This is a genomic window from Paenibacillus sp. FSL W8-0187 (assembly GCF_037969755.1).
Taxonomy (GTDB): domain Bacteria; phylum Bacillota; class Bacilli; order Paenibacillales; family Paenibacillaceae; genus Paenibacillus_AQ.
Genome location: NZ_CP150206.1, coordinates 6,399,537 through 6,419,509 on the forward strand (window position 1 = coordinate 6,399,537; position 19,973 = coordinate 6,419,509).

Below are 19,973 nucleotides of genomic sequence, written 5' to 3' on the forward strand. Positions count from 1 at the left end.
TTAATAGAAAAAGTCTAACTGAAAATGGGCCCGAGAGGTTATAAAAAACCTTCCGGGCCTTCTTTTGCTAGTCTATGGTGTATGAATCTTTCCGTATTATGCATTTGCTTGATCAGAATCGTTTGTACGTTTCAGTTACGATGTCACGCTTCTCCGCTCAGGCTGAACCTTGAAGGTTTCTCCGTACTTTAATACGCAAATACGCTCCTTGGCGATCCCCAGCCGCTCGCGTTCCGCTTCCATCCTATCCAGCGCTTCTCTGGCCGTATCGTCTGCCAGCTTGAAAGTGCCATAATGCATCGGAATCATCGTCTCGGCCTTCACGTCCTGGAACGCCTGCAGCGCCTCTTCCGGATTAACGTGCTGTGACGTCATGAACCATTCCGGCTCATATGCCCCGATCGGCATCAGAGCAAGGTGAATGTTAAAGCGTTCTCCGATCAGCTTAAAGCCCTCGAAATAACCGCTGTCTCCGGCAAAATACAAATTCGGCGGAAGCAGGCGGGTACCATCCTCCGCGACAGGTTCGTTATAGCATAGCGATTCATCGGAAGAACCCGAATCCCTCTTCGCATCCTGCAGCACGGGCTCCATCACGAATCCTCCCCAATGGGATGTATTCGTATCAAACGGCGTACGCCGAGTCCAATGCTGTGTCGGCACGAAGGAGAATTTAACGCCCTTAATGGTTGCAGATTCCCACCACTGCAGTTCGATCACGCGGCGAAAGCCTTTGTTGATCATTTTGCGACGCAGACCAACGGGTACGATGATCGTGGTGTCCGCACGATACAGCTTGCGGATCGAGGCAACATGCATATGGTCATAATGGGAATGCGAGATCAAAATGACATCAATCGGGGGGATCTCATGAATGGGAAGTCCAGGTTCTCCAAGGCGCTTATTAAACCCCATTCTCCGCGCCCATACGGGATCAGTCACGATATTCAAGCCTTCATATTGGATGAAGAACGTAGCGTGCCCGATCCAGGTAACGGAGGTTTCGTGCCGGTTGCTATGCAAATACTGAAGATCCGGCGTCAGGTTCGGAATACAGTAGGAATAATCCTTCTTCTTCTGACGACGTTCGTCGCGCCACTGCTTGAATTGTTTAAGTGTTTTATCCGTGCTGACGTTATCGATATTGTTATAGCGAATTTTTGGCATGCAGCCTCCTCCTTCCATTACCCTGTATTTTACCCCGTATTGACCTCTCCGCTCAACTTTGCGTATGTTGTTCTTTTTACACCGAATGATTCGTGGCGAAACAACCCGTATTTGCCTTTGTCAGAATCAATCCGATGGATCTTTATACTTGACGACATAGATCGCCATAAAGGCTACAGCAGCCAGTACGGTGAGCAGCGGTGCTATGAAAATGGCGAAGTCCTCCACTTGCCTCACCCCTTCTTCGCGGATTTTCCACGAATGTAGTTCGCATCGAACAGAAACAATCGCATCAGCAGGATCAGGGAAGGAACCAATACGCAGAAACCCAGGATAAATGCGGTAATCAAAGCGATCGCCATCGTATCGTTGGTAATACTCTCATGAATATGGATGTAATCATAGAGAACATACGGCAGATGCGAGCGTCCATACCCATACCAGGCAAAGGCAAATTGGAGCATAACCATGATAAAAGCGATGCCGAGCCGGATTCGTTTCCATACAAGATACACCGCAATGACAAAGCAGATGAATGAGGCGATAAACATCCATGCGATATCCAGCATCTGCCCAAAATGCACCGGGTTCTGATGGTTGATCTGGAAAAACGCGAAAACCGAAGCCAGGATCGTCGGTCCGCTCCACCCCAGTGCATAGCCCCGGACCACGCCGAACGCTACCTCATCCCCCGCACGCTGCGCGTAATAAGACAGGAACATCGCCGAGATGTACAGAACGCTCACAAGTGCAAGCAGGATGACCGACCACGTGTACGGGTTCGTGAAAAACGTATACCAATGAAGCTCCACCTTCCCGTTGTCCATATAGATAATGCCACCTTCCGAGATGGCCAATATCGTTGACAATGCGGCCGGGATGAGAAGCCCCGTTGCCCCGTAGAGCCCCATATACACGATATTGTTCCCAGTCTGGCTGCCATACGTGTGATAGGCGTAGTAAGCGCCGCGGATCGCCAGCAGCACAAGGGCCAAGCTGCCCGGCACAAGCAGAGCGGTGCCATAATAATACGCAGCATCCGGAAAGAATCCGACAAGCCCAACCACAAAAAAGATCAGGAATACGTTGGTCACTTCCCAGACGGGAGATAAATACCGCTGGATGATGTTATGAATCTTGTTCTCGTGTCCAGTGAGCACGCTGTAATAGCTGAAAAATCCGGCACCGAAATCAATCGAGGCCACCAGCAAATAGCCAAACAGAAATGTCCACAGCACGGTTATTGCTACCATTGCATAGCTCATTTGCGGTCTCCCCCTTCGATTTTGAGTCCCAGCAGCCGGATTTCCTCTTCGGCGCTTTTATTCCGGAACAATTGGCTCAGCACGCGGATCGCGGATACGGATAGCACCAGATACAGGATAATAAACAGCACTAGCATCCAGCCGACGCTTGATGAAGTGGTTGCTGCATCCGATACCTTCATGTATCCCCGCACAATCCACGGCTGCCTTCCGATCTCGGCAAGGAACCAGCCCAGCCATATGGCTGACATCGAAAGAGGCCCCAAAGCCAATATACTGAGCAGCAGCCATTTTGGATAAGGCCTTTTGCCAGGAAGTTTCTTGCGGAACATATACAGGAGCGGAATCAGAACGATCACGGCGCCGCTGGTCACCTTCAAATCGAAAAAATAATGCACTGACATCGGCGGTCTCTCATTCTCCGGAAATTCATTCAGGCCAACGACTTCCGTGCTGGGGCTGTTTCCCGCTAATATGCTTAACGCATAGGGAATCTTCAATGCATACTTAATCTCGTTATTCTGATCCAGAAAGCCGCCGTAAATGAGCGGGGCTTGTGTCATCGTCTCAAAATGCCACTCGGCCGCCGCCAGCTTCTCGGGCTGGTATTTAGCCAGAAATTTGCCAGAGAAATCTCCGATCATCACGGTAGCCACTGCAAAAACAAAGGTGGACACGACAGTAAGCTTCAGCGCTTTCTTAAAGTAGATGTGCCTGCTTCCCCGCAATAAACTGAAAGCGGCTATGCTGGCCAGCGCAGCCGCACTGGTCGTATACGCTGATGCCAGCACATGGCTCACCTTGGTCGGCGTTGCCGGATTGAACATAGCCACAAACGGATTCACATTCGTAAATACCCCATCTACCAGTTCGAAGCCCTGGGGCTGATTCATAAAAGCATTCATGCTCGTGATAAAGAATGCTGACGCGGAGGAGCCGATCGCCACGGGAATAAGCAGCAGCAAATGGGTCCATTTATTTTTGAATCGATCCCATGTATAGAGATAAATGCCAAGAAAAATCGCCTCCACAAAAAAAGCAAAGGTTTCCATAAACAGCGGCAGCGCAATGGCTTTACCGGCTACACGCATAAAGGTGGGCCATAACAAGCTAAGCTGCAAGCCGATGGCAGTACCTGTCACAACGCCGACGGCCACCGTAATCACGAATCCCCGCGCCCAGCGCCTGGCGAGCAACGTATAATGGTTGTCCCCTGTCCGAATCCCCCTCCATTCCGCCAGGGCCAGCATAATCGGAATCCCAACGCCGATGGTTGCCAGAACAATATGTACAAACAGGGTCAAACCGGTCAGGATCCGGCTCATCAGTACGGGGTCCAGTGAAGACATCAGGTTCACTCCTCAGTTTCTTTATCCAAAATATTTCATATAGCGCAGATACCCTTTCACGGCGCCGTATAGCATTATGGCCGCAACAATAAAGCATAGAATCGCAAGCTTTCGCTCCTGCTTCCTGTGCATCCGTCAGCCTAGCCTCCTTTAGAGGTTGTTCAAAAAGCCCGCTTTTGATCACGAAGCGAATCAGGAAGCAGCTCGGCATCGAATCTTGAATTCAGCCGGGACTTCCGGTGCTCACGTACCCAAAACGTACGCTCCGCTCCTGACGTCCCTAGCTTCATCCAACCTTCTCGGTGCTGAAAATCGACCTTTTTGAACACGCACTTTAAGTATTCCAGCCCTTCTGCAAGGGCGCGGCCCTTCCACGCGTCATTCTCTTGAAACACACAAATGGCATATATCCAATCATTATCAGTTTTACAAACCTTCCCTCTTTTTATCCAAAGTCTGCTTATTTGGTTTGAATCCTTGCCATGATGTTTTTTCCTGCATGGAAAAGAGGTACAATAAGAGGATAAGGAGGCGAGATCATACCATGAAAATTACATTTATTGAACCAACCCCGAGCCCGAACTCCATGATGCTTCACCTTGACGAAACACTGGAGTCCGGGATTCGCAGAACATATACACTGGACAACGAACGGTCGGCTCCCCCCTGGATTAGGCAGCTGCTCCACATCCCAGGTGTAAAGAGCGTCTTTCATACCCTTGATTTCATCGCGCTCGACCGTAAAGGTAATGCCGATTGGCCTTCCATTCTGGGCGCCGTTCAGGAAATATTCGGTCAGGAGGGCCTTGCGGCCGGACTCCAAGAAGGTGCGGATGGTATCGCTTTTGGAGAGGCTCAAGTATTCGTGCAGTACTTCCGGAATATTCCGATGCAAATTCGTGTCAAAAGCGGGAATCAGGAAGAACGCATCGGTCTGTCGGAGCGCTTCGCCAAAGCGGTAGCCGCGGTGGGAACCACGACGCTCATCAAAGAACGCAAGCTCAAGGAGTACGGCGTTCGCTACGGCCAGCTGGAAGGCATCGCACGTGACGTAGAGCAGGAGCTTGAAGCTGCCTTCCCGCAGGAGCGCCTCGATAAGGTCGTTGCCCAGGCGATTGCCCACGGTGCCAGCGACGAGGATTTCGTCGAGCAGCGCCGGAAGCTGACTGACGAGGAAACCGAAGCCGCGCTGCAGAATGAGGACTGGCGCGTCCGTTATGCCGCGCTGGATGCACTGGAGCCATCCGAGAAGCATATTCCGCTTCTCCGCCAAGCGCTTCGGGATCCAAAGATGCAGATCCGCCGGCTGGTCGTCGTCTACTTGGGCGATCTTCGCACCCCTGAAGCGATGGAGCTTCTATATGAAGCCATGCGCGACGAAACACCGGCTGTTCGCCGTACCGCAGGCGATACGCTGTCCGATATCGGCGATGCTGCCGCTACCCCGGTCATGATCGAATCGCTCAAAGACAGCAGCAAAATCGTACGCTGGCGTGCGGCCCGTTTCCTGTATGAAGTGGGTACCGAGGAAGCCCGCTCCGCCCTGGAGGAAGCCGCCAACGATCCGGAATTCGAGGTTAGTCTGCAGGCACGAATGGCACTGGAACGCATCGAATCCGGCGAAGAAGCTGCCGGAACCGTCTGGCAGCAAATGGCCAAACGGAATCAATCGTAATCGTATCAACAGGACCACCTTCATACCGTAAAATTTAACCATTGCCTCTAACATGGAATGTGATTTATACTAGGACTCTCTTGTTAGAATTGAATATATAGATAGCCTCATCATTCCAAGATGAGGTAGAGGTTGCAGACATGATCAGTAGTTGTGCCGAGGCGAAGAGAAGCCGGTGAAGCATAGTGAAAGGCATGAATGCCGAAGTGCAGGGTATACTCTTGTATTCTGTGCTGGGGCCGTTGTCGAAAGAGACGGAACTGTCACGGGGATTTCCCCGTGTTGAGCTATCTTCATGGAGGGTATGGTGCGGATACGATAAAGACCGCAGGTATAATACCTGCGGTCTTTTTGTTTCAACAGGGTATATTTTAAATATCATTTCTTAATGTATAGAAGGAGTGTTCGATCTTGAATCGCAAAAAAGCACCAGCTGCTTCGCTGAAGCAGAGCTTTAAAGCCCGTCATATGACAATGATCGCCCTTGGCGGATCGATCGGTACTGGCCTGTTTCTGGCGAGCGGAACGGCCATCGCCTCTGCCGGCCCAGGCGGAGCGCTTATCGCCTACGCCGCGGTTGGCCTCATGGTTTACTTTCTGATGACCAGCCTGGGCGAGCTCGCTACGTATCTTCCGGATTCCGGCTCGTTCAGCACCTACGCCTCCCGGTTTGTCAGCCCTGCCTTCGGATTTGCAGTCGGCTGGAACTTCTGGTACAACTGGGCTGTTACCATCGCCGCCGAGCTCGCGGCGGCCACAGTTATTATTAAATTTTGGTTCCCGGACAGCCCGTCATTTCTGTGGAGTCTTCTATTCCTGGCGATTATGTTCGGCTTAAACTTTCTATCCGCCAAAGGATACGGCGAATCGGAATATTGGTTTGCTATCATTAAGGTGGCAACCGTCATTATCTTCCTCATCATCGGTGTCATGATGATATTCGGTATTCTTGGCGGTGAAGCCGTTGGATTCAGCACCTTTAACCTAGGCGATGGGCCGGTACACGGCGGGTTCTTCGCGCTGGTCGGCGTGTTCATGGCTGCCGGCTTCTCCTTCCAGGGAACCGAGCTGATCGGGGTCGCAGCCGGCGAGAGCGAAAATCCGAGAAAACATGTCCCTAAAGCCATCCGTCAGGTGTTCTGGCGCATCCTGATTTTCTATATTTTCGCTATTTTTGTCATCGGCATGCTGATCCCTTACACCCACCCGAGCTTGCTTCAATCCGGGGTCGATAATATCGGAGTCAGCCCTTTCACGCTGGTGTTTGAGAAGGCCGGGCTTGCCTTTGCCGCATCCGTCATGAATGCCGTTATTCTAAGTTCCGTGCTGTCGGCAGGCAACTCGGGAATGTATGCTTCAACCCGTGTCCTGTATGCCATGGCGAAACAAGGAATGGCTCCAAGATGGCTGAGCCGCCTGAACAGCCGCGGCGTACCGGTTGCGGCTCTAATCGTAACCTCTGCCGTAGGTATGCTGGCCTTCCTGGCCTCCTTCTTCGGCGATGGAGTGGTGTACGTGTGGCTCCTGAATGCCTCCGGGATGTGCGGATTCATTAACTGGCTGGCCATCGCCGTGAGTCATTACCGCTTCCGCAAAGCCTATGTCGCCCAAGGTAAAGACCTGAAGGAGCTGCCGTTCCGTGCACGCTGGTTCCCCTTCGGTCCCATCTTCGCCTTCCTGCTCTGTCTTGTAGCCATTATCGGTCAAGGCAATTTCAGCGGGGAGATCGATTGGTTAACGATCATTGCCACTTATGTCAGCATTCCGTTGTTCCTCTCCATCTGGTTCGGCTACCGCTTGATTAAGAAGAGCCGCGTCGTTCCATTGGACGAGTGCGATTTAAGCACGAACGTCAAATAATATAGATCAGACATACCAAAAGCAGCTTCCCTCCCATACTTGGGAACGGAAGCTGCTTTTTTTGATGCGGACATATTACCAAATAATCTGCACTCTCAGATCATCGGTGTTCTCAAACGCATGGTGATAGTATTTGATGGAGCCGAGATTGCTCTTCATCTGCACTTGCTGGAGCACATTCACAAGCTCTCGCTCGCTGCCGTCAAACCGGAACACCAGCTTCTGGCTGCCTTCAGCCTTTGCAGCTTTAACCAATGGTTGGAGCTGTGTATAGGAGCTGACGATGGAACGGGCATCATAGAGCTGATATTCCAGATCCCGTTTCAATTGTTCGTATACTCCGGCTCTCGAACGATCCTTTACGGCAAGCCCTGACAGCGTGTTGCGGTAAAGGGTGCTCGCCTTCGGATAGGATTTGACCCAGGTATGGTCACGGCCCATCTGTTCATCCGTCCGGAGGTAGTACGTATAGGATACCTCGTTGTCGCGATCCGGCACGGGATCGTTCCACGTCGTGTCCAGATGGTACCATTTGCCGTCCAGAAGGACCAGATTCCAGGCATGGAGCTGGCCCTTCGGATTATCGGAGGCATAAGCCGTGCCCTCCACAATTTTGTTCTGGATTCCGGCTTCCTTGAGCAGTTTATGCGTTAACAGGGAATAGCCCTGGCATACTGTGCTTCCGGTATAGAGCCCGTCATAGGCCGTATATTTCGTAAGCGTGGTATCGTATTTCAAGTTCCGGACAACCCAATCGTGGATGGCTTTCACCTTCTCATGATCATTCATGCCCGGCTTGATGATCTGCTTCAAAATGCTGTCGGCATTCTGGTTCACATAGTTCGTCTGCTCCGCAGTCTCGCGATAACTCAACCGAACCGTGACATTGGCGGAACTGGATGTCCCACGATAGTCGTAGCTATAACTAGCAATAGTGTAATGAATATAGGGATCACTGGCCATTGCCTGATCAAGTGCATCTTTAAGCTGCGATTTCAGCGATTGGGTCTCCCCCTGGTAAACAAATCGCACCGTCGATTGCCTATCGCTCATCGCTGTCAGCAGTTTCTGCTGAATCCCATTGACCGACTTCACGACCGCTTTGTTGGAGGTGGCATAGACATCACTGAGATTAGCTGGTTCAGGTACTGCTGCAACGGTTACCGCCAAAGACCCTATGAACAGTAATTTAACGATTGTTCCTCGGCTTCGTTTCATCGGTACACCCGCCCTTCATCTTCCTCATCCGTATGCACCATTATTGTAACACATAACATCAGGGCTTAAGGGTTCTAGTTTTGTCGACCGGGCACGAATATCAAATACTACCAATAAAATGAGGACAGGAAGGAATCGCTACGTCCCGCGAGCTTCGACATGCGAACCAGAACCTCTGCAGCCTCTGCACGCGTCACCTCACGCTCCGGCAAGAACTTGCCATCAACTGCAGGCAGAAGACCCAGCTTGAGAGCAATCAGGGCTGCTCCTTTGTTAGTGATGGCGTCGGCATCCGATATCCCTTGCACGTCAGTTGGAAGGATAAAGGCTTTGGACAGCTTCTCATAATTCAGGATGCGGGTCAGCGAGCTTGCCAGTTCATCCCTTGTCAGCTTGCCGTCCAGCTGCAGCGGGCTGTCCGGATCATAAGGGATCCAGTTCTGCCCAATCAGCACCTGAATGGCCTGGTAATACGGATGGTCCGGCTGTAAGCCTGCGTATGGATCCATTGTAGGTCTTCCATACAGCTGCTCATAGGACGGGCTTACCGAAGCCGCCACCAGCTGATACCATTCGCCAAGGGAAATCTGGCGATCCGGGTATACCTTTCCGTCCTTGTCCGGAACCAGCACCCGATATTTCACCAGCTCCTTAAGAGCCGCTTCCGCATAATGCCCCGCCGTATCGGTAACCGCCGGAATATCCTTGCGGCTCATTTCGGGCATGATATCGCGCCATTCCCCGCTCTTGGCATCAAGCGGCACCGTTATGCCGCCGAAGGCCGCCTTTTTGTGTGTCGGATAATAAATCAGCTTGATGAAAGGCTTCATAACCTCATTACCGGCCATTGAGTAGCCACCATAGTAACCGTATTTCAACTTCAGATCAATTTCTTCCAGATATTTAGCTCTTGCCTGCTCCGCACTGATGGCCGGTTTTGCATCCGTTGGCAGTTTGGACAGAACGGCGTCCGAATTCACGCTAAAGCCCTGGATCTGCCCGTTGGCCTCCATCGTGAGGCTCAGGGAATCGCCCATGACGCGAATATCACCGACATAGCGTTGGAATGAAAATTGGTAGCTGAGGGTTTTAGTGTCTTTGCCCATTTTTTCAACCGATGTCAGCTTCCATTCCTCTGCGGCATGCGGCACCAGCTTGCTTACCGTCTCGAATGCGAGATCCTGCGCAGCCTGCTGCGAAATCGGGTTCTTCACTTCCGCAGCCTCGGCCCGGTCAAAACGATATCGGTTGTACGAGTAAATCTGCCCGGTCCTGGCGTCCACCTCTGCGGATACCGTCTCCCCTCCGCCCATGGCGGAGAGCTTGTTTTCGCCCCAACTTATGTTCCACGTCTTAACCTCGCTGTTGTTCCATCTTGTACCCAGTCTCTTGGATTCGGTCTTTAAACCAGACGGGAGCTTGATCTGCGATTCCACCCATATGGCTGCTGCCTCTCCGCCAGCGAATGGAGCGGTGATTGGCTTAAAGGTTTCTTTGGATGCCGGAATCGCGCCATTCTCAACCGAGGTAAACCCGCTCTCTTCCCCTGAGAAACTAATGAACTTGCCTGTATTGGCATCCAGTGAATTGCCTGATTGATCATTAGGTATGTAACCTAAGAAATAATTGCCTTTGGCGTTGTTATATAAATTATCAGGTACATAGGCCAAGGATACCTGGAACTGATCTTCAAACACTTTACGGATGGAGGCCTCATTCCATTTCGGTGTGGATGAAGGAAACTCCTCATTGATTTGATTGCGGGAATAGTTCACGGTATTGCCCTGTCCGTCAAGCGTGATCGAGATGCTGTTCACATCCGATTCAATCCCGTTCACCGAGGTCTGGAAATAAAACTCAAACCGCGGCGGGCTGAACAATGCCGTCTGCATCCCGAGATAAGCCTCATTCTCCTTAAGCTCACTCGTCTTCACATCCGATACATGGCTGCCGATCCATTTCAGCGCCTTCTCCTTGGCTGCATCCCGGGTTAATACCGGTTTGTCGCTACCAGGGTTCATCAAAGAATGAGGGATATAAATGTTAAGAAGTTCCCCCGTGACCGCATTGACCTGGGCATTGAAGCCGGAGCTTGAATTCCCTTTGGTCAGTACCATTTGCAGATCCCAAGCTAGCGCGCTCGATCTCATGCCATCATTCTCCAGGAACTGCACGTTAGACACTTTCACGTTCTTGAGCTCCGGGAAAGCCTTCTTAATGATGTCTTCCGCCTGCTTGGATGAAATTTTTGCGCCATTCGGTGTTTCGTTATCCGTTACGCTCTCCGAACCGGTGTTATCGCTGCTAGTCACGGTAGTTACTGTATCGGATACAATGATTCCGCTGCCCGGAACGGAATTGTCTCCCCATACCGGCTGCGCCAAACAAAGCATGGCTGTAGCCGTAACCGCGCACACGGTCTTTTTTACCCTTACCTTCTTCTTACCCGATGGATTCACTTGATTCGCTCCCTTCCATTACTTGAACCTAACCATGCCTTACTTACACATGATGATATCCTTAACAAGTGCCTGTACACGGCAGCAATGACATAACCAAGCTACCTAAATAATACCATAACTTGTCTATATATTCCTTATGTAGTAAGCTTCCGAAACATAACCTGCATCGTTAAGGATGAACAAAGTGTAACTATTTCGATCCCTCTTCTTGCGAATTGGGAATTCCCTTTCGAACACATCTTAACCAAGCCGCGCCGCTTCAACAAAAGCCGCCGTGCGACGCTTGATCTCCTCCATATTGCCGGACACGAGGGCATCCTGCGGAAGCAGCGCGCTGCCTAAACCAACCGCTGCCGCGCCTGCATGAAAATAATCCGTAAGATTATCCAACGTAACTCCACCCGTTGCGAGCAGCGGAATGTGATTCAGCGGACCCTGAAGCTCCCGGATAAATGACAAGCCCAGACTGGCCATAGGAAACAGCTTCACGATCTCGGCCCCGGCTGCGTACGCCGCGACGATCTCCGTTGGCGTCATTGCCCCTGGCCATACATCAATTCCCTGCTCCAAAGCAAATTCGATGACGGAAAGATCCGTGTTCGGGGAAATCAGAAATTGAGCTCCGGCTGAGACCGCTTCCTTCGCCATCTCCACATCAAGCACGGTTCCCGCACCTATATATACAGCGCCATCATAGCGAGTACGCCAATCTTGGATCATATGTAAAGCACCTTCCGTATTCATGGTCACTTCCATGAACCGGATTCCGCCTTGGGTCAATCCTTCTCCTACGAAGTTCGCCTGTTCTCTCGTAATGCCCCGCACGATGGCAACAATTTTCTCGCGTTTGAGTTCAGCTGTCAGTTTCAATGTGTTCCCCCATTTCTATTTACACTTCCGGCACGTTCCTAAATCGCAAGGGCCGTAACTTCAGCCTGCTTCAAGTATATGCGGTCCGAAGCGTTCACGCAAAAAGAGCAGGCCCGGAAAACTGTCTTCCCGACCTGCTCTTTAACATCTATAAGGTTATCCGCGGAATTCAGACAGCTCTGCGCCGAGTTCACGCGTTGCTCCGTATACGCTTTGATAGAGTCCAAACAATTTATCATAGGCCTGAACCGCCTGCGGATTCGGAGAATACGAGCGTGCCGGCCGCAAAAACGCCTTTGCGCAGTCCTGAAGGTTCGGGAACCAGCCGCAACCGTAAGCTGCCAGCATCGCTGCACCCATAGCCGGGCCCTGTTCGCTTTCCAGCTTCACGATTTCAGCATTAAACACGTCCGCCTGCATTTGCAGCCAAGTTTCGTTCTTGGCGCCGCCCCCGATGGAAATAACGCGGTCGATCCGCTTGCCAGATGCGCGGAGGATATCGATGGATTCGCGGAGAGAGAACGTAATCCCCTCGAGTACCGAACGTGCAAAGTGAGGCAGCTTATGTCCGGCGTCCATGCCAATGAAGCTGCCGCGGATGGTGGCATCCGGATGCGGCGTGCGTTCACCGACGATATACGGCGTGAACAGCAGCCCTCCGCTGCCAGCCGGGATGCTTCCGATATCGCTCAACAGCGCGTCAAAGGAGATATCCGGCGCAAAGGTATCCTTGAACCAGGTCAGGCTGTATCCCGCTGCCAGAGTCACGCCCATGATATAGTAAGCGTCTTTCTCGCTATGATTAAAGAAATGAACCTTCCCTGCAAAATCCACCTCGCGACGCTCCTCATAGGACAAGACCACGCCTGATGTACCAATACTGCACATCGTCTGCCCTTCTTCGAGAATGCCGGCGCCGATGGCGCCGCAGGCATTGTCCGCCCCGCCGGCAAATACCTTCGTCTCTGGCAATAGAGCCGATTGCTTAGCGATCTCAGGAAGCAGAGTGCCGCACTCGTCGAAGGATTCGACCAGCGGTGGGCATAAGGTGTGCGGCAGCTGGAAGGCATCCAGAATATCGCTGCTCCAAGACTTGCCCGCCACATCCAGCAGCAGTGTTCCGGCTGCATCGGAATAGTCCATCGCGTATTGCCCAGTCAGGCGGAAACGCACATAATCTTTAGGCAGCAGGAACAGGGCAGCCTGTTCGAGCAGCTCCGGTTCAAACTCCTGTACCCATAGAATCTTGGGCAGGGTGAAACCTTCCAGCGCGCGATTGCGTGCAATCCCGAGTAGCTTCTCCTGCAGGGTCTCCTCGATGCGACGGCATTGTGCCGTTGTGCGCGTGTCATTCCACAGAATGGCCGGTCGCAGCACTGCACCCTCACCGTCTACCAAGACCAGACCGTGCATCTGGCCGGAAAAGCTTAACCCCTCAACCTCGGATGGGTCAATGTTGTTTCCGTTCATTAATTGCCGTAACGACAATACCGTTTTGTCCACCCAATCCTCCGGTCGCTGCTCGCTGTATCCCGGCTTCGGCTGGCTCAGCGGATACGACTCTGAATGCTCGGCGACAACCTTGCCGCTGCGATCCACCAGCACGGTCTTCACAGCACTGGTCCCCAAATCAACTCCGATAACGTAACTCATCTAAATCCTCCTTCGTCTCCTCATGAACCGAACATGAAAACATCGTTGGCATTTCTACCCCGGGCTCACGATGCGTGATCCGGAGCATGCTTGGATGACTGTCGACCCTAGCTCGCTATAGTTTGCTGTTTGAAATAAGTACACCGGCTTCCCTGAAGGGAGCCGGTGAAGGTTTGGATTTCATGATACAAGCACTAAAACGTGTATCGATTAATTGGCAAGAATGTACTGGTTCAGAATCGCTTTCAGCATTTCTTGACGTCCGGATTCGTTCTTGCGCGGAGACTCGTTGTTCAGCGCGTATTCTGCAAGAGAAGCCAGTGTAGCCTTGCCGGATACGACGTCTGCGCCGATGCCTTCACTAAAGCTGCTGTAGCGCTTCGCAATGAAGTCCTCGAATACGCGGTCTTCGATCAGCTTCGCTGCCACCTTCAAGCCTTTTGCGTAAGTATCCATACCAGCGATGTGCGCATGGAACAAATCTTCCGGCTCGAAGGACGGACGGCGAACCTTCGCATCGAAGTTCACGCCGCCGCGGCCGAGACCGCCGTTCATCAGCACTTCGTACAGTGTCAATGTCGCGTCGTAGATGTTAACCGGGAATTCGTCCGTATCCCATCCGATCAGCATATCGCCTTGGTTCGCATCGAGGGAACCGAGCATGCCGTTGATGCGTGCTACGCGAAGCTCATGTTCGAAGGTATGACCAGCGAGCGTGGCGTGGTTGGCTTCGAGATTTAGTTTAAAGTGCTTGTCGAGACCGTATTTTTGCAGGAATGCAATCGTTGTGGCCGCATCAAAGTCATATTGGTGCTTCGTTGGCTCCTTCGGTTTAGGCTCGATCAGGAATTGGGCGTCAAAGCCGATTTCCTTCGCATAATCAACCGCCATATGGAACAGGCGCGCCAGATTATCCAGTTCAAGGCCCATATCTGTGTTGAGCAGGGTCTCATAACCTTCGCGGCCTCCCCAGAACACATAGTTCTCGGCGCCGAGGCGTTTGCCGACTTCAAGGCCCTTCTTCACTTGCGCAGCCGCATGAGCGTATACATCCGCATTGCACGTAGTGCCCGCACCATGCATGAAACGAGGATTCGTGAACATGTTCGCCGTGTTCCAGAGCAATTTTTTACCGGTGGACTTCATGTGGTCTTCAATCGAATCCACGATTGTATCAATATTGCTGTAGAACTCACGCAGGCTGCTGCCTTCCGGTGCAATGTCCACATCGTGAAAGCAAAAATACGGAAGGTTCATTTTCTCCATGAACTCGAAACCTGCCTCAACACGTGCTTTGGCGAGGTCCATGCCGGAGTAATTCCCCCAAGGGCGAACCGCAGTGTCGGCGCCGAACGGATCCGAACCCCCTGCAGTCAATGTATGCCAGTAAGCCATGGCGAAACGGAGATGCTCTTCCATCGTTTTGCCGGCTACAACTTCTGTTGGATTATAAAATTTAAAAGCATAAGGGTTGGTTGATTGGCTGCCTTCGTACTCGACTTTGCTAATGTTGTTAAAATAGGCCATGAATAAATCCTCCTATACCTTGTTAAGGTGTGGTTAACGCTTACAAGGTTATCCTATCACAGGATTTCCACTTTGTCTATTGGTTAAACAAAGTTATTGCTTTACAACTTTTTCAAAACCGATGCCCCCTCCTATTAGGATTATTTTCTACTAAAGTTCAACATATCTCCGTTTGGCTTACTGCCTATGATTCTTCTAAATCCATATTCAAATGTTACGACGATGGAAACCACCGGGCTAAGGATTGTGAGTACCCGGGCAGCGTTACGGGCTGTTGCAATTTCGGGGCTTAGCCCCTAGACTATGAGCATATCAAGTCTCCAAAACTTATAATGATTAGAAAGCAAGACTAAAAGGATGAATACACATGGCGAATATTACCGGTGACCAGGCTCTGGTCAAAAAAATAAATACCTCCATTATTCTCGATACGATACGGCAGCACGCCCCTGTTTCCCGAGCAAAAGTATCCACGCTGACCGGACTGAACAAGGCTACCGTCTCCAATCTCGTACAGGAGCTGTGCAGCAACCACCTGGTCCAGGAGATCGGACCCGGCGAATCCAGCGGCGGCAGGAAGCCGCAGCTGCTGCTGTTTAACGGACAAGCTGGTTATGCCGTCGGCGTCGAGCTGCGCGTCAAGCAAATGACCGCCGTGCTTACAGATCTGGAAGGCCGGATTCTTTCCGAAGAGGATACCGCCCTTGAAGGACATGACGTGGAATCGGTGACGCGGCTGATGGTTAGCCTGATTCATGGCCTGATGCGGCAGGCTCCTCCCTCCCCATACGGCATCATCGGGATCGGCGTAGGCGTCCCTGGGATGGTTGACGGTGACGGCATCGTCCTCTTCGCTCCCAACTTGGGATGGGACATGGTGCCGCTGCAGAAGCAGCTCGAGCAGGAGCTGGGACTTCCCGTTACCATCGACAATGAAGCGAACGCGGGCGCCCAAGGCGAGCTGCGCTTCGGAGCTGGCCGGGACGCTCGCCATCTCCTCTATATCAGTGCTGGCAGCGGTATCGGCTCTGGCATTATCATCAATGGCGAGCTTTATAAGGGCGCCCGCGGATATGCCGGCGAAAGCGGCCATATGTCCATCGAAGCCGATGGACTGGAATGCACCTGCGGCAACCGCGGCTGCTGGGAGCTGTATGCCTCGGAGAAATCCTACGACAGCAAAGGCGCCGCTCTCCCGTCCAGGCGGACATCCGAGCTGATTCACCATGCAGAGCAAGGCCATGAGGAGACCATCCGGCATTTTGAAGAGCTCGGACGTTATCTCGGCGTTGGCATTACCAATCTTGTCAACGGATTCAATCCGCAATCGGTCATTATTGGCGGTCCGCTGTCCGACGCGCGGGCTTGGATTGAGGATACGCTGCGACAGGTCGTTGCCCAGCGCACGCTTCCCTACCACCGTGAGCTAATGGAGATCCGGTTCGCCGAGCTGGGCAGCCGCTCGACCATGATCGGTGCGGCTTACTCCGCCATCTCGCAATTTCTGGGGCCGATACGGGTCTCCATGCCGATTCATTAAAATTGACGATATTTTGTCGTAATTAACACCCTGCATATTAAGGAAATTCCCGCGATTTTCCGCTATAATTAATCTCGTCCTGTAATTTAAATCACGATTCTCCTCGTGGAGAAACGTGTGATCGTTATACAAAAGGGAGAGGAAACGCTCAAATGACCTATGTAAGCACTGCGGAAATATCGGCACAAATGTTTGTGACCATATTGCTGTTTCTCCTAGTTATCGCACCTTTGTTCAGTCTCGCCATCATGCGTTTTTTTCAAGGCAAGAAAAAAGTCGGTTTCATTCTCCTCGGCTCCGGCGTGGCTGCATACGTCGTATTCCAGATCATCATGAGTCTGTTTTTTAGCAAGTGAACATGATCTGAGCGAATGTTGGCAGCATAGGCTCGGAAGCTAAAAAAGCTCCTTCCCTGATTCAGGGAAGGAGCTTTTTATTCATATCATGAAGCAAGCGATCGGCTTGCCATGACGCCTGCTTAGATTAACCCTCCGGGTTCAACGCTTTGTTGAACTGGAGCTTGTTCATGCCAAGTATGCGGTGCTCGCCGATGATCGTGAGCGGTACTGCGCGAACGCCCATATCCCATACTTGCTGCGCGAATTCGTCGTTTTGCTCGATGTTGCGCTCTTCAAATTCGATGCCTTGATCGGACAAGAAGCCTTTTACTTGTTTGCAGTGCGGGCAGTTGTTCGAAGTGTATACAATCACATTTTCCATGGTTGGTCAGTCTCCTCTACTTATGATTTGGCTCTGCTAAAAGCCCGTTCGATCTCTATCTATCAGTTTACAACACGACAGCGTTGTGTTCCAAACTCTCGATATATTTCTCCGCATCCATAGCTGCCATACAGCCGCTTCCTGCCGCCGTGATCGCTTGTCTGTAACGAGTATCCTGAACGTCGCCGCAAGCAAATACGCCTTGGATATTCGTCTCCGATGTTCCCGGGGTCGTTACGATATAACCGTTCGGATCCGTCGTAATGTTTCCGTCGAGGAAACCGGTGTTCGGATGATGACCGATCGCCACGAATACGCCGCTGACCGTGATCGTCTCTTCTTCCCCAGTCTCATTGTTAAGCACTTTGATACCTTTGACGCCTGTCTCGTCCGCAATGACTTCCTGCGGTGTGCGGTTCAATGCCCATTCGATTTTTTCGTTAGCGCGGGCGCGATCCTGCATGATTTTCGAGGCACGAAGCTCCTCCCGACGGTGAACCAGCGTTACTTTGGATGCAAAGCGGGTCAGGAAGTTCGCTTCCTCCAGCGCGGAATCTCCGCCGCCGACAACAACGATCTCTTTGCCGCGGAAGAAGAATCCGTCACATGTTGCGCAGGTACTTACACCGCGTCCTACATTATCCTGTTCTCCCGGAATGCCAAGGTATTTGGCCGTTGCGCCTGTAGAGATGATCAACGTTTCGGCAACTACCTCGCCGATACCGTCTACGTCCAGCTTAAACGGACGCTCTCCGAATTCCACGCTGTTCACCCAGCCTGTACGAAATTCCGCGCCAAAACGTTCAGCCTGCTGACGCATATTGTCCATCAGTTCAGGACCCATGATACCTTCGGGAAAACCCGGGAAATTCTCAACTTCGGTTGTGGTTGTCAGCTGCCCGCCAGGTTGCGGACCTTCAATGACGAGTGGGCTCAGGTTCGCACGAGCCAGGTAGATTGCAGCCGTAAGGCCGGCAGGGCCTGTGCCTATAATAACGGATTTGTACATATCGTTTCCCTCCTATATATGGAACGCTTAATTATAATCATTATAAATTAATATTAATTATGGTTATATCAGAGCCGTCTGTCAATATGTCACATCACACCCCATCTGAAAATATTGTTAATCCATTCTTCATAAATCGCACTGAAATCCAATATTTTTGGGAATTGGACCCCTTTCTCCAATGAAGAAGACGGTCTTGATGTTCTGGAAACGTTTACTTCGAAAATAATCGTACGCTTAGAGAGAGTTAAATGAATATAAGGCTACCAAGTGCCTCCCCCACTCTTTCAACGAAAGGAAGATGAATGTTTGATGAAAAAAGGACAACGTAGGCACGAGCCCTAATGCCGAACCTAGCAGCGTAGAAGCTTGGGAGAAATCGAGATCGTTCACGGCCATTGAGAGCCAAACTCGGCAACTACAAGAATCCCCTGCACTCGCCATGCGAAGTCAGGGGGATTCTTGGTTAGGGCATCATTTCCCCAGATCCGATTATTCAATATAATCGATCCGGCGCTGATCCTGAGGACTTGTATTATACCGGTTATCCGACAGATTTACATATGGAAGTTCGGGCAAATGGGCAAATCCCCTATGAATTCCGGCTCGCTCAAGAGTTGGTTTCGACTTAAATCCAGGAACCTTAGATTTTGCAGCTGTCCCATCTCCACGGGCAGCTCCTTCAAGCCGGTATAATTAATGCTGAGTACTTCCAACAACTTCAACCGGCCGATCTCGGGCGGTACCTTTGTCAGCGAAACTTCCTCTCTCCTAATAATATCATTCGTAGGTCCATGATAACTCCCGCATGCGATATTCAAGCGTTTTAACTTGGTCAGCTGACTGATCTCCGATGGAATCTCCATCAAATCCGCCGTATAGACTGTCAAATCTTCTAATTCCGTTAGACTGAACAGGGCCGCAGGTAGACTGGTGATATAACTTTCGTGGATCATAAGTTCCTTCAGTCCCTTTAATTCTCCAATACTCTCAGGAATCTCTTTGATGCCAAACCCGAATATTTCTAGTTTCCGTGGCTTGTGAAACAAAACGTCCTGCCAGAATGCTTCAAACTGCTTATGTTCAGGCCGACTTAGAAATAGACCCGGAACCATGGCCGATATTCTCGCGGCTTCTTCTTTGTCAATCTGAAGCCCTCCCATTCTTTCATGAGCCACATTATAGAGGAAGTCTTGTCCGTTGCTATCCCAAAAGTTTAAATCTTCCGGCAGAAGGGGATGCTGCCAGGCAAACAGATCATCCGCAGCCTCCTTCAACACAGCAGCAGCTTCCTCGCAGCATTCATAGATATAGTAGGTGCCTGCTCCGTATTCAATCCCGTTGCCTCGCTCGGTTTCCTCTTCAAACCGCTTCATGATTTCTTCCTCGCTAATCGAACGTTCTTCGATCAGATAAGGTTCGAGTAGCGAAAATATGCGCTCGGCTTCCTCCATGAGTTGGAACTCTCCACGCCTTGCTAGCACGAATACCGCCGACCGCTCTATCGCATAATCAATCAGCCAGGAATAAGCCTCGCCTCTCGGAGCGTCGTAAAAGGATGCCATATTGCTGATCACCTCTCATCTTTCACTAATTCCAGTAGCCTGTTATTTCGCTCCCCAAAAAGAAATCCCCTTCTTCTCCACCAAGGAAAAGAA

The 19,973-nt window shown here is 51.3% G+C and carries 15 protein-coding genes and 1 riboswitch; of the genes, 4 read left to right on the forward strand and 11 right to left on the reverse strand.

Annotated elements, in window-relative coordinates; translation table 11 throughout:
- Positions 1–135: 135 nt before the first annotated feature.
- From MKY48_RS29215 to MKY48_RS29225, 3 genes are all read right to left on the reverse strand, one after another.
- Positions 136–1,167, reverse strand: a complete 1,032-nt coding sequence (locus MKY48_RS29215) for an MBL fold metallo-hydrolase (RefSeq protein ID WP_339268097.1) — start codon at positions 1,165–1,167, stop codon at positions 136–138.
- Between the two features lie 233 nt (positions 1,168–1,400).
- A complete protein-coding gene (locus MKY48_RS29220) occupies positions 1,401–2,432 on the reverse strand; it encodes a cytochrome d ubiquinol oxidase subunit II (protein ID WP_076325412.1) in 1,032 nt (343 codons plus the stop codon).
- The gene (locus tag MKY48_RS29225; protein WP_339268098.1) at positions 2,429–3,781 is read right to left on the reverse strand and encodes a cytochrome ubiquinol oxidase subunit I; all 1,353 of its coding nucleotides are present in this window, start codon (positions 3,779–3,781) and stop codon (positions 2,429–2,431) included. The genes MKY48_RS29220 and MKY48_RS29225 overlap by 4 nt, the downstream gene beginning before the upstream one ends.
- 544 nt (positions 3,782–4,325) lie before the next feature.
- Between MKY48_RS29225 and MKY48_RS29230 the strand changes: the two genes are divergently transcribed.
- Together MKY48_RS29230 and MKY48_RS29235 are read left to right on the forward strand one after the other, a co-directional pair.
- Positions 4,326–5,456, forward strand: a complete 1,131-nt coding sequence (locus MKY48_RS29230) for a virulence factor (protein ID WP_339268100.1) — start codon at positions 4,326–4,328, stop codon at positions 5,454–5,456.
- A gap of 118 nt (positions 5,457–5,574) precedes the next feature.
- Positions 5,575–5,754: riboswitch (Lysine riboswitch) on the forward strand.
- Positions 5,755–5,924: 170 nt separating this feature from the next.
- Entirely contained in the window at positions 5,925–7,316 is a 1,392-nt protein-coding gene (locus MKY48_RS29235) for an amino acid permease (protein WP_244879126.1), read from the forward strand.
- 75 nt (positions 7,317–7,391) lie between these two features.
- Here the strand turns inward: MKY48_RS29235 and MKY48_RS29240 are convergent, their stop codons facing one another.
- From MKY48_RS29240 to xylA, 5 genes are all read right to left on the reverse strand, one after another.
- Positions 7,392–8,534 (reverse strand): transglutaminase domain-containing protein, encoded by a 1,143-nt coding sequence (locus MKY48_RS29240; RefSeq protein WP_339268102.1) that lies wholly within the window; start codon positions 8,532–8,534, stop codon positions 7,392–7,394.
- Between the two features lie 107 nt (positions 8,535–8,641).
- Positions 8,642–10,993, reverse strand: coding sequence for a YcdB/YcdC domain-containing protein (locus MKY48_RS29245; protein ID WP_339268104.1), 2,352 nt, complete (start codon positions 10,991–10,993; stop codon positions 8,642–8,644).
- Between the two features lie 243 nt (positions 10,994–11,236).
- The gene (locus MKY48_RS29250; protein ID WP_076325406.1) at positions 11,237–11,866 is read right to left on the reverse strand and encodes a bifunctional 4-hydroxy-2-oxoglutarate aldolase/2-dehydro-3-deoxy-phosphogluconate aldolase; all 630 of its coding nucleotides are present in this window, start codon (positions 11,864–11,866) and stop codon (positions 11,237–11,239) included.
- 156 nt (positions 11,867–12,022) lie between these two features.
- Positions 12,023–13,519 (reverse strand): xylulokinase, encoded by a 1,497-nt coding sequence (xylB, locus tag MKY48_RS29255; protein ID WP_339268105.1) that lies wholly within the window; start codon positions 13,517–13,519, stop codon positions 12,023–12,025.
- Positions 13,520–13,729: 210 nt separating this feature from the next.
- The gene (gene xylA, locus MKY48_RS29260) at positions 13,730–15,046 is read right to left on the reverse strand and encodes a xylose isomerase (RefSeq protein ID WP_076325404.1); all 1,317 of its coding nucleotides are present in this window, start codon (positions 15,044–15,046) and stop codon (positions 13,730–13,732) included.
- Between the two features lie 367 nt (positions 15,047–15,413).
- Here xylA and MKY48_RS29265 point away from each other — a divergent pair, with 367 nt between their 5' ends.
- Both MKY48_RS29265 and MKY48_RS29270 read left to right on the forward strand, forming a co-directional pair.
- The gene (locus MKY48_RS29265; protein WP_339268107.1) at positions 15,414–16,586 is read left to right on the forward strand and encodes an ROK family protein; all 1,173 of its coding nucleotides are present in this window, start codon (positions 15,414–15,416) and stop codon (positions 16,584–16,586) included.
- Positions 16,587–16,738: 152 nt separating this feature from the next.
- Entirely contained in the window at positions 16,739–16,942 is a 204-nt protein-coding gene (locus tag MKY48_RS29270) for a hypothetical protein (RefSeq protein WP_076325402.1), read from the forward strand.
- A gap of 127 nt (positions 16,943–17,069) precedes the next feature.
- Here the strand turns inward: MKY48_RS29270 and MKY48_RS29275 are convergent, their stop codons facing one another.
- The 3 genes from MKY48_RS29275 to MKY48_RS29285 all read right to left on the reverse strand — a co-directional run bounded on the left by MKY48_RS29275 (position 17,070) and on the right by MKY48_RS29285 (position 19,880).
- Complete coding sequence (locus MKY48_RS29275) at positions 17,070–17,306, reverse strand: glutaredoxin family protein (protein WP_076325401.1); 237 nt, start codon at positions 17,304–17,306, stop codon at positions 17,070–17,072.
- A gap of 67 nt (positions 17,307–17,373) precedes the next feature.
- A complete protein-coding gene (gene trxB / locus MKY48_RS29280; RefSeq protein WP_339268109.1) occupies positions 17,374–18,315 on the reverse strand; it encodes a thioredoxin-disulfide reductase in 942 nt (313 codons plus the stop codon).
- Positions 18,316–18,872: 557 nt separating this feature from the next.
- Positions 18,873–19,880 carry a leucine-rich repeat domain-containing protein gene (locus MKY48_RS29285; protein WP_339268111.1) on the reverse strand — a complete coding sequence of 336 codons (1,008 nt, stop codon included), beginning with the start codon at positions 19,878–19,880 and terminating at the stop codon, positions 18,873–18,875.
- Positions 19,881–19,973: the final 93 nt, after the last annotated feature.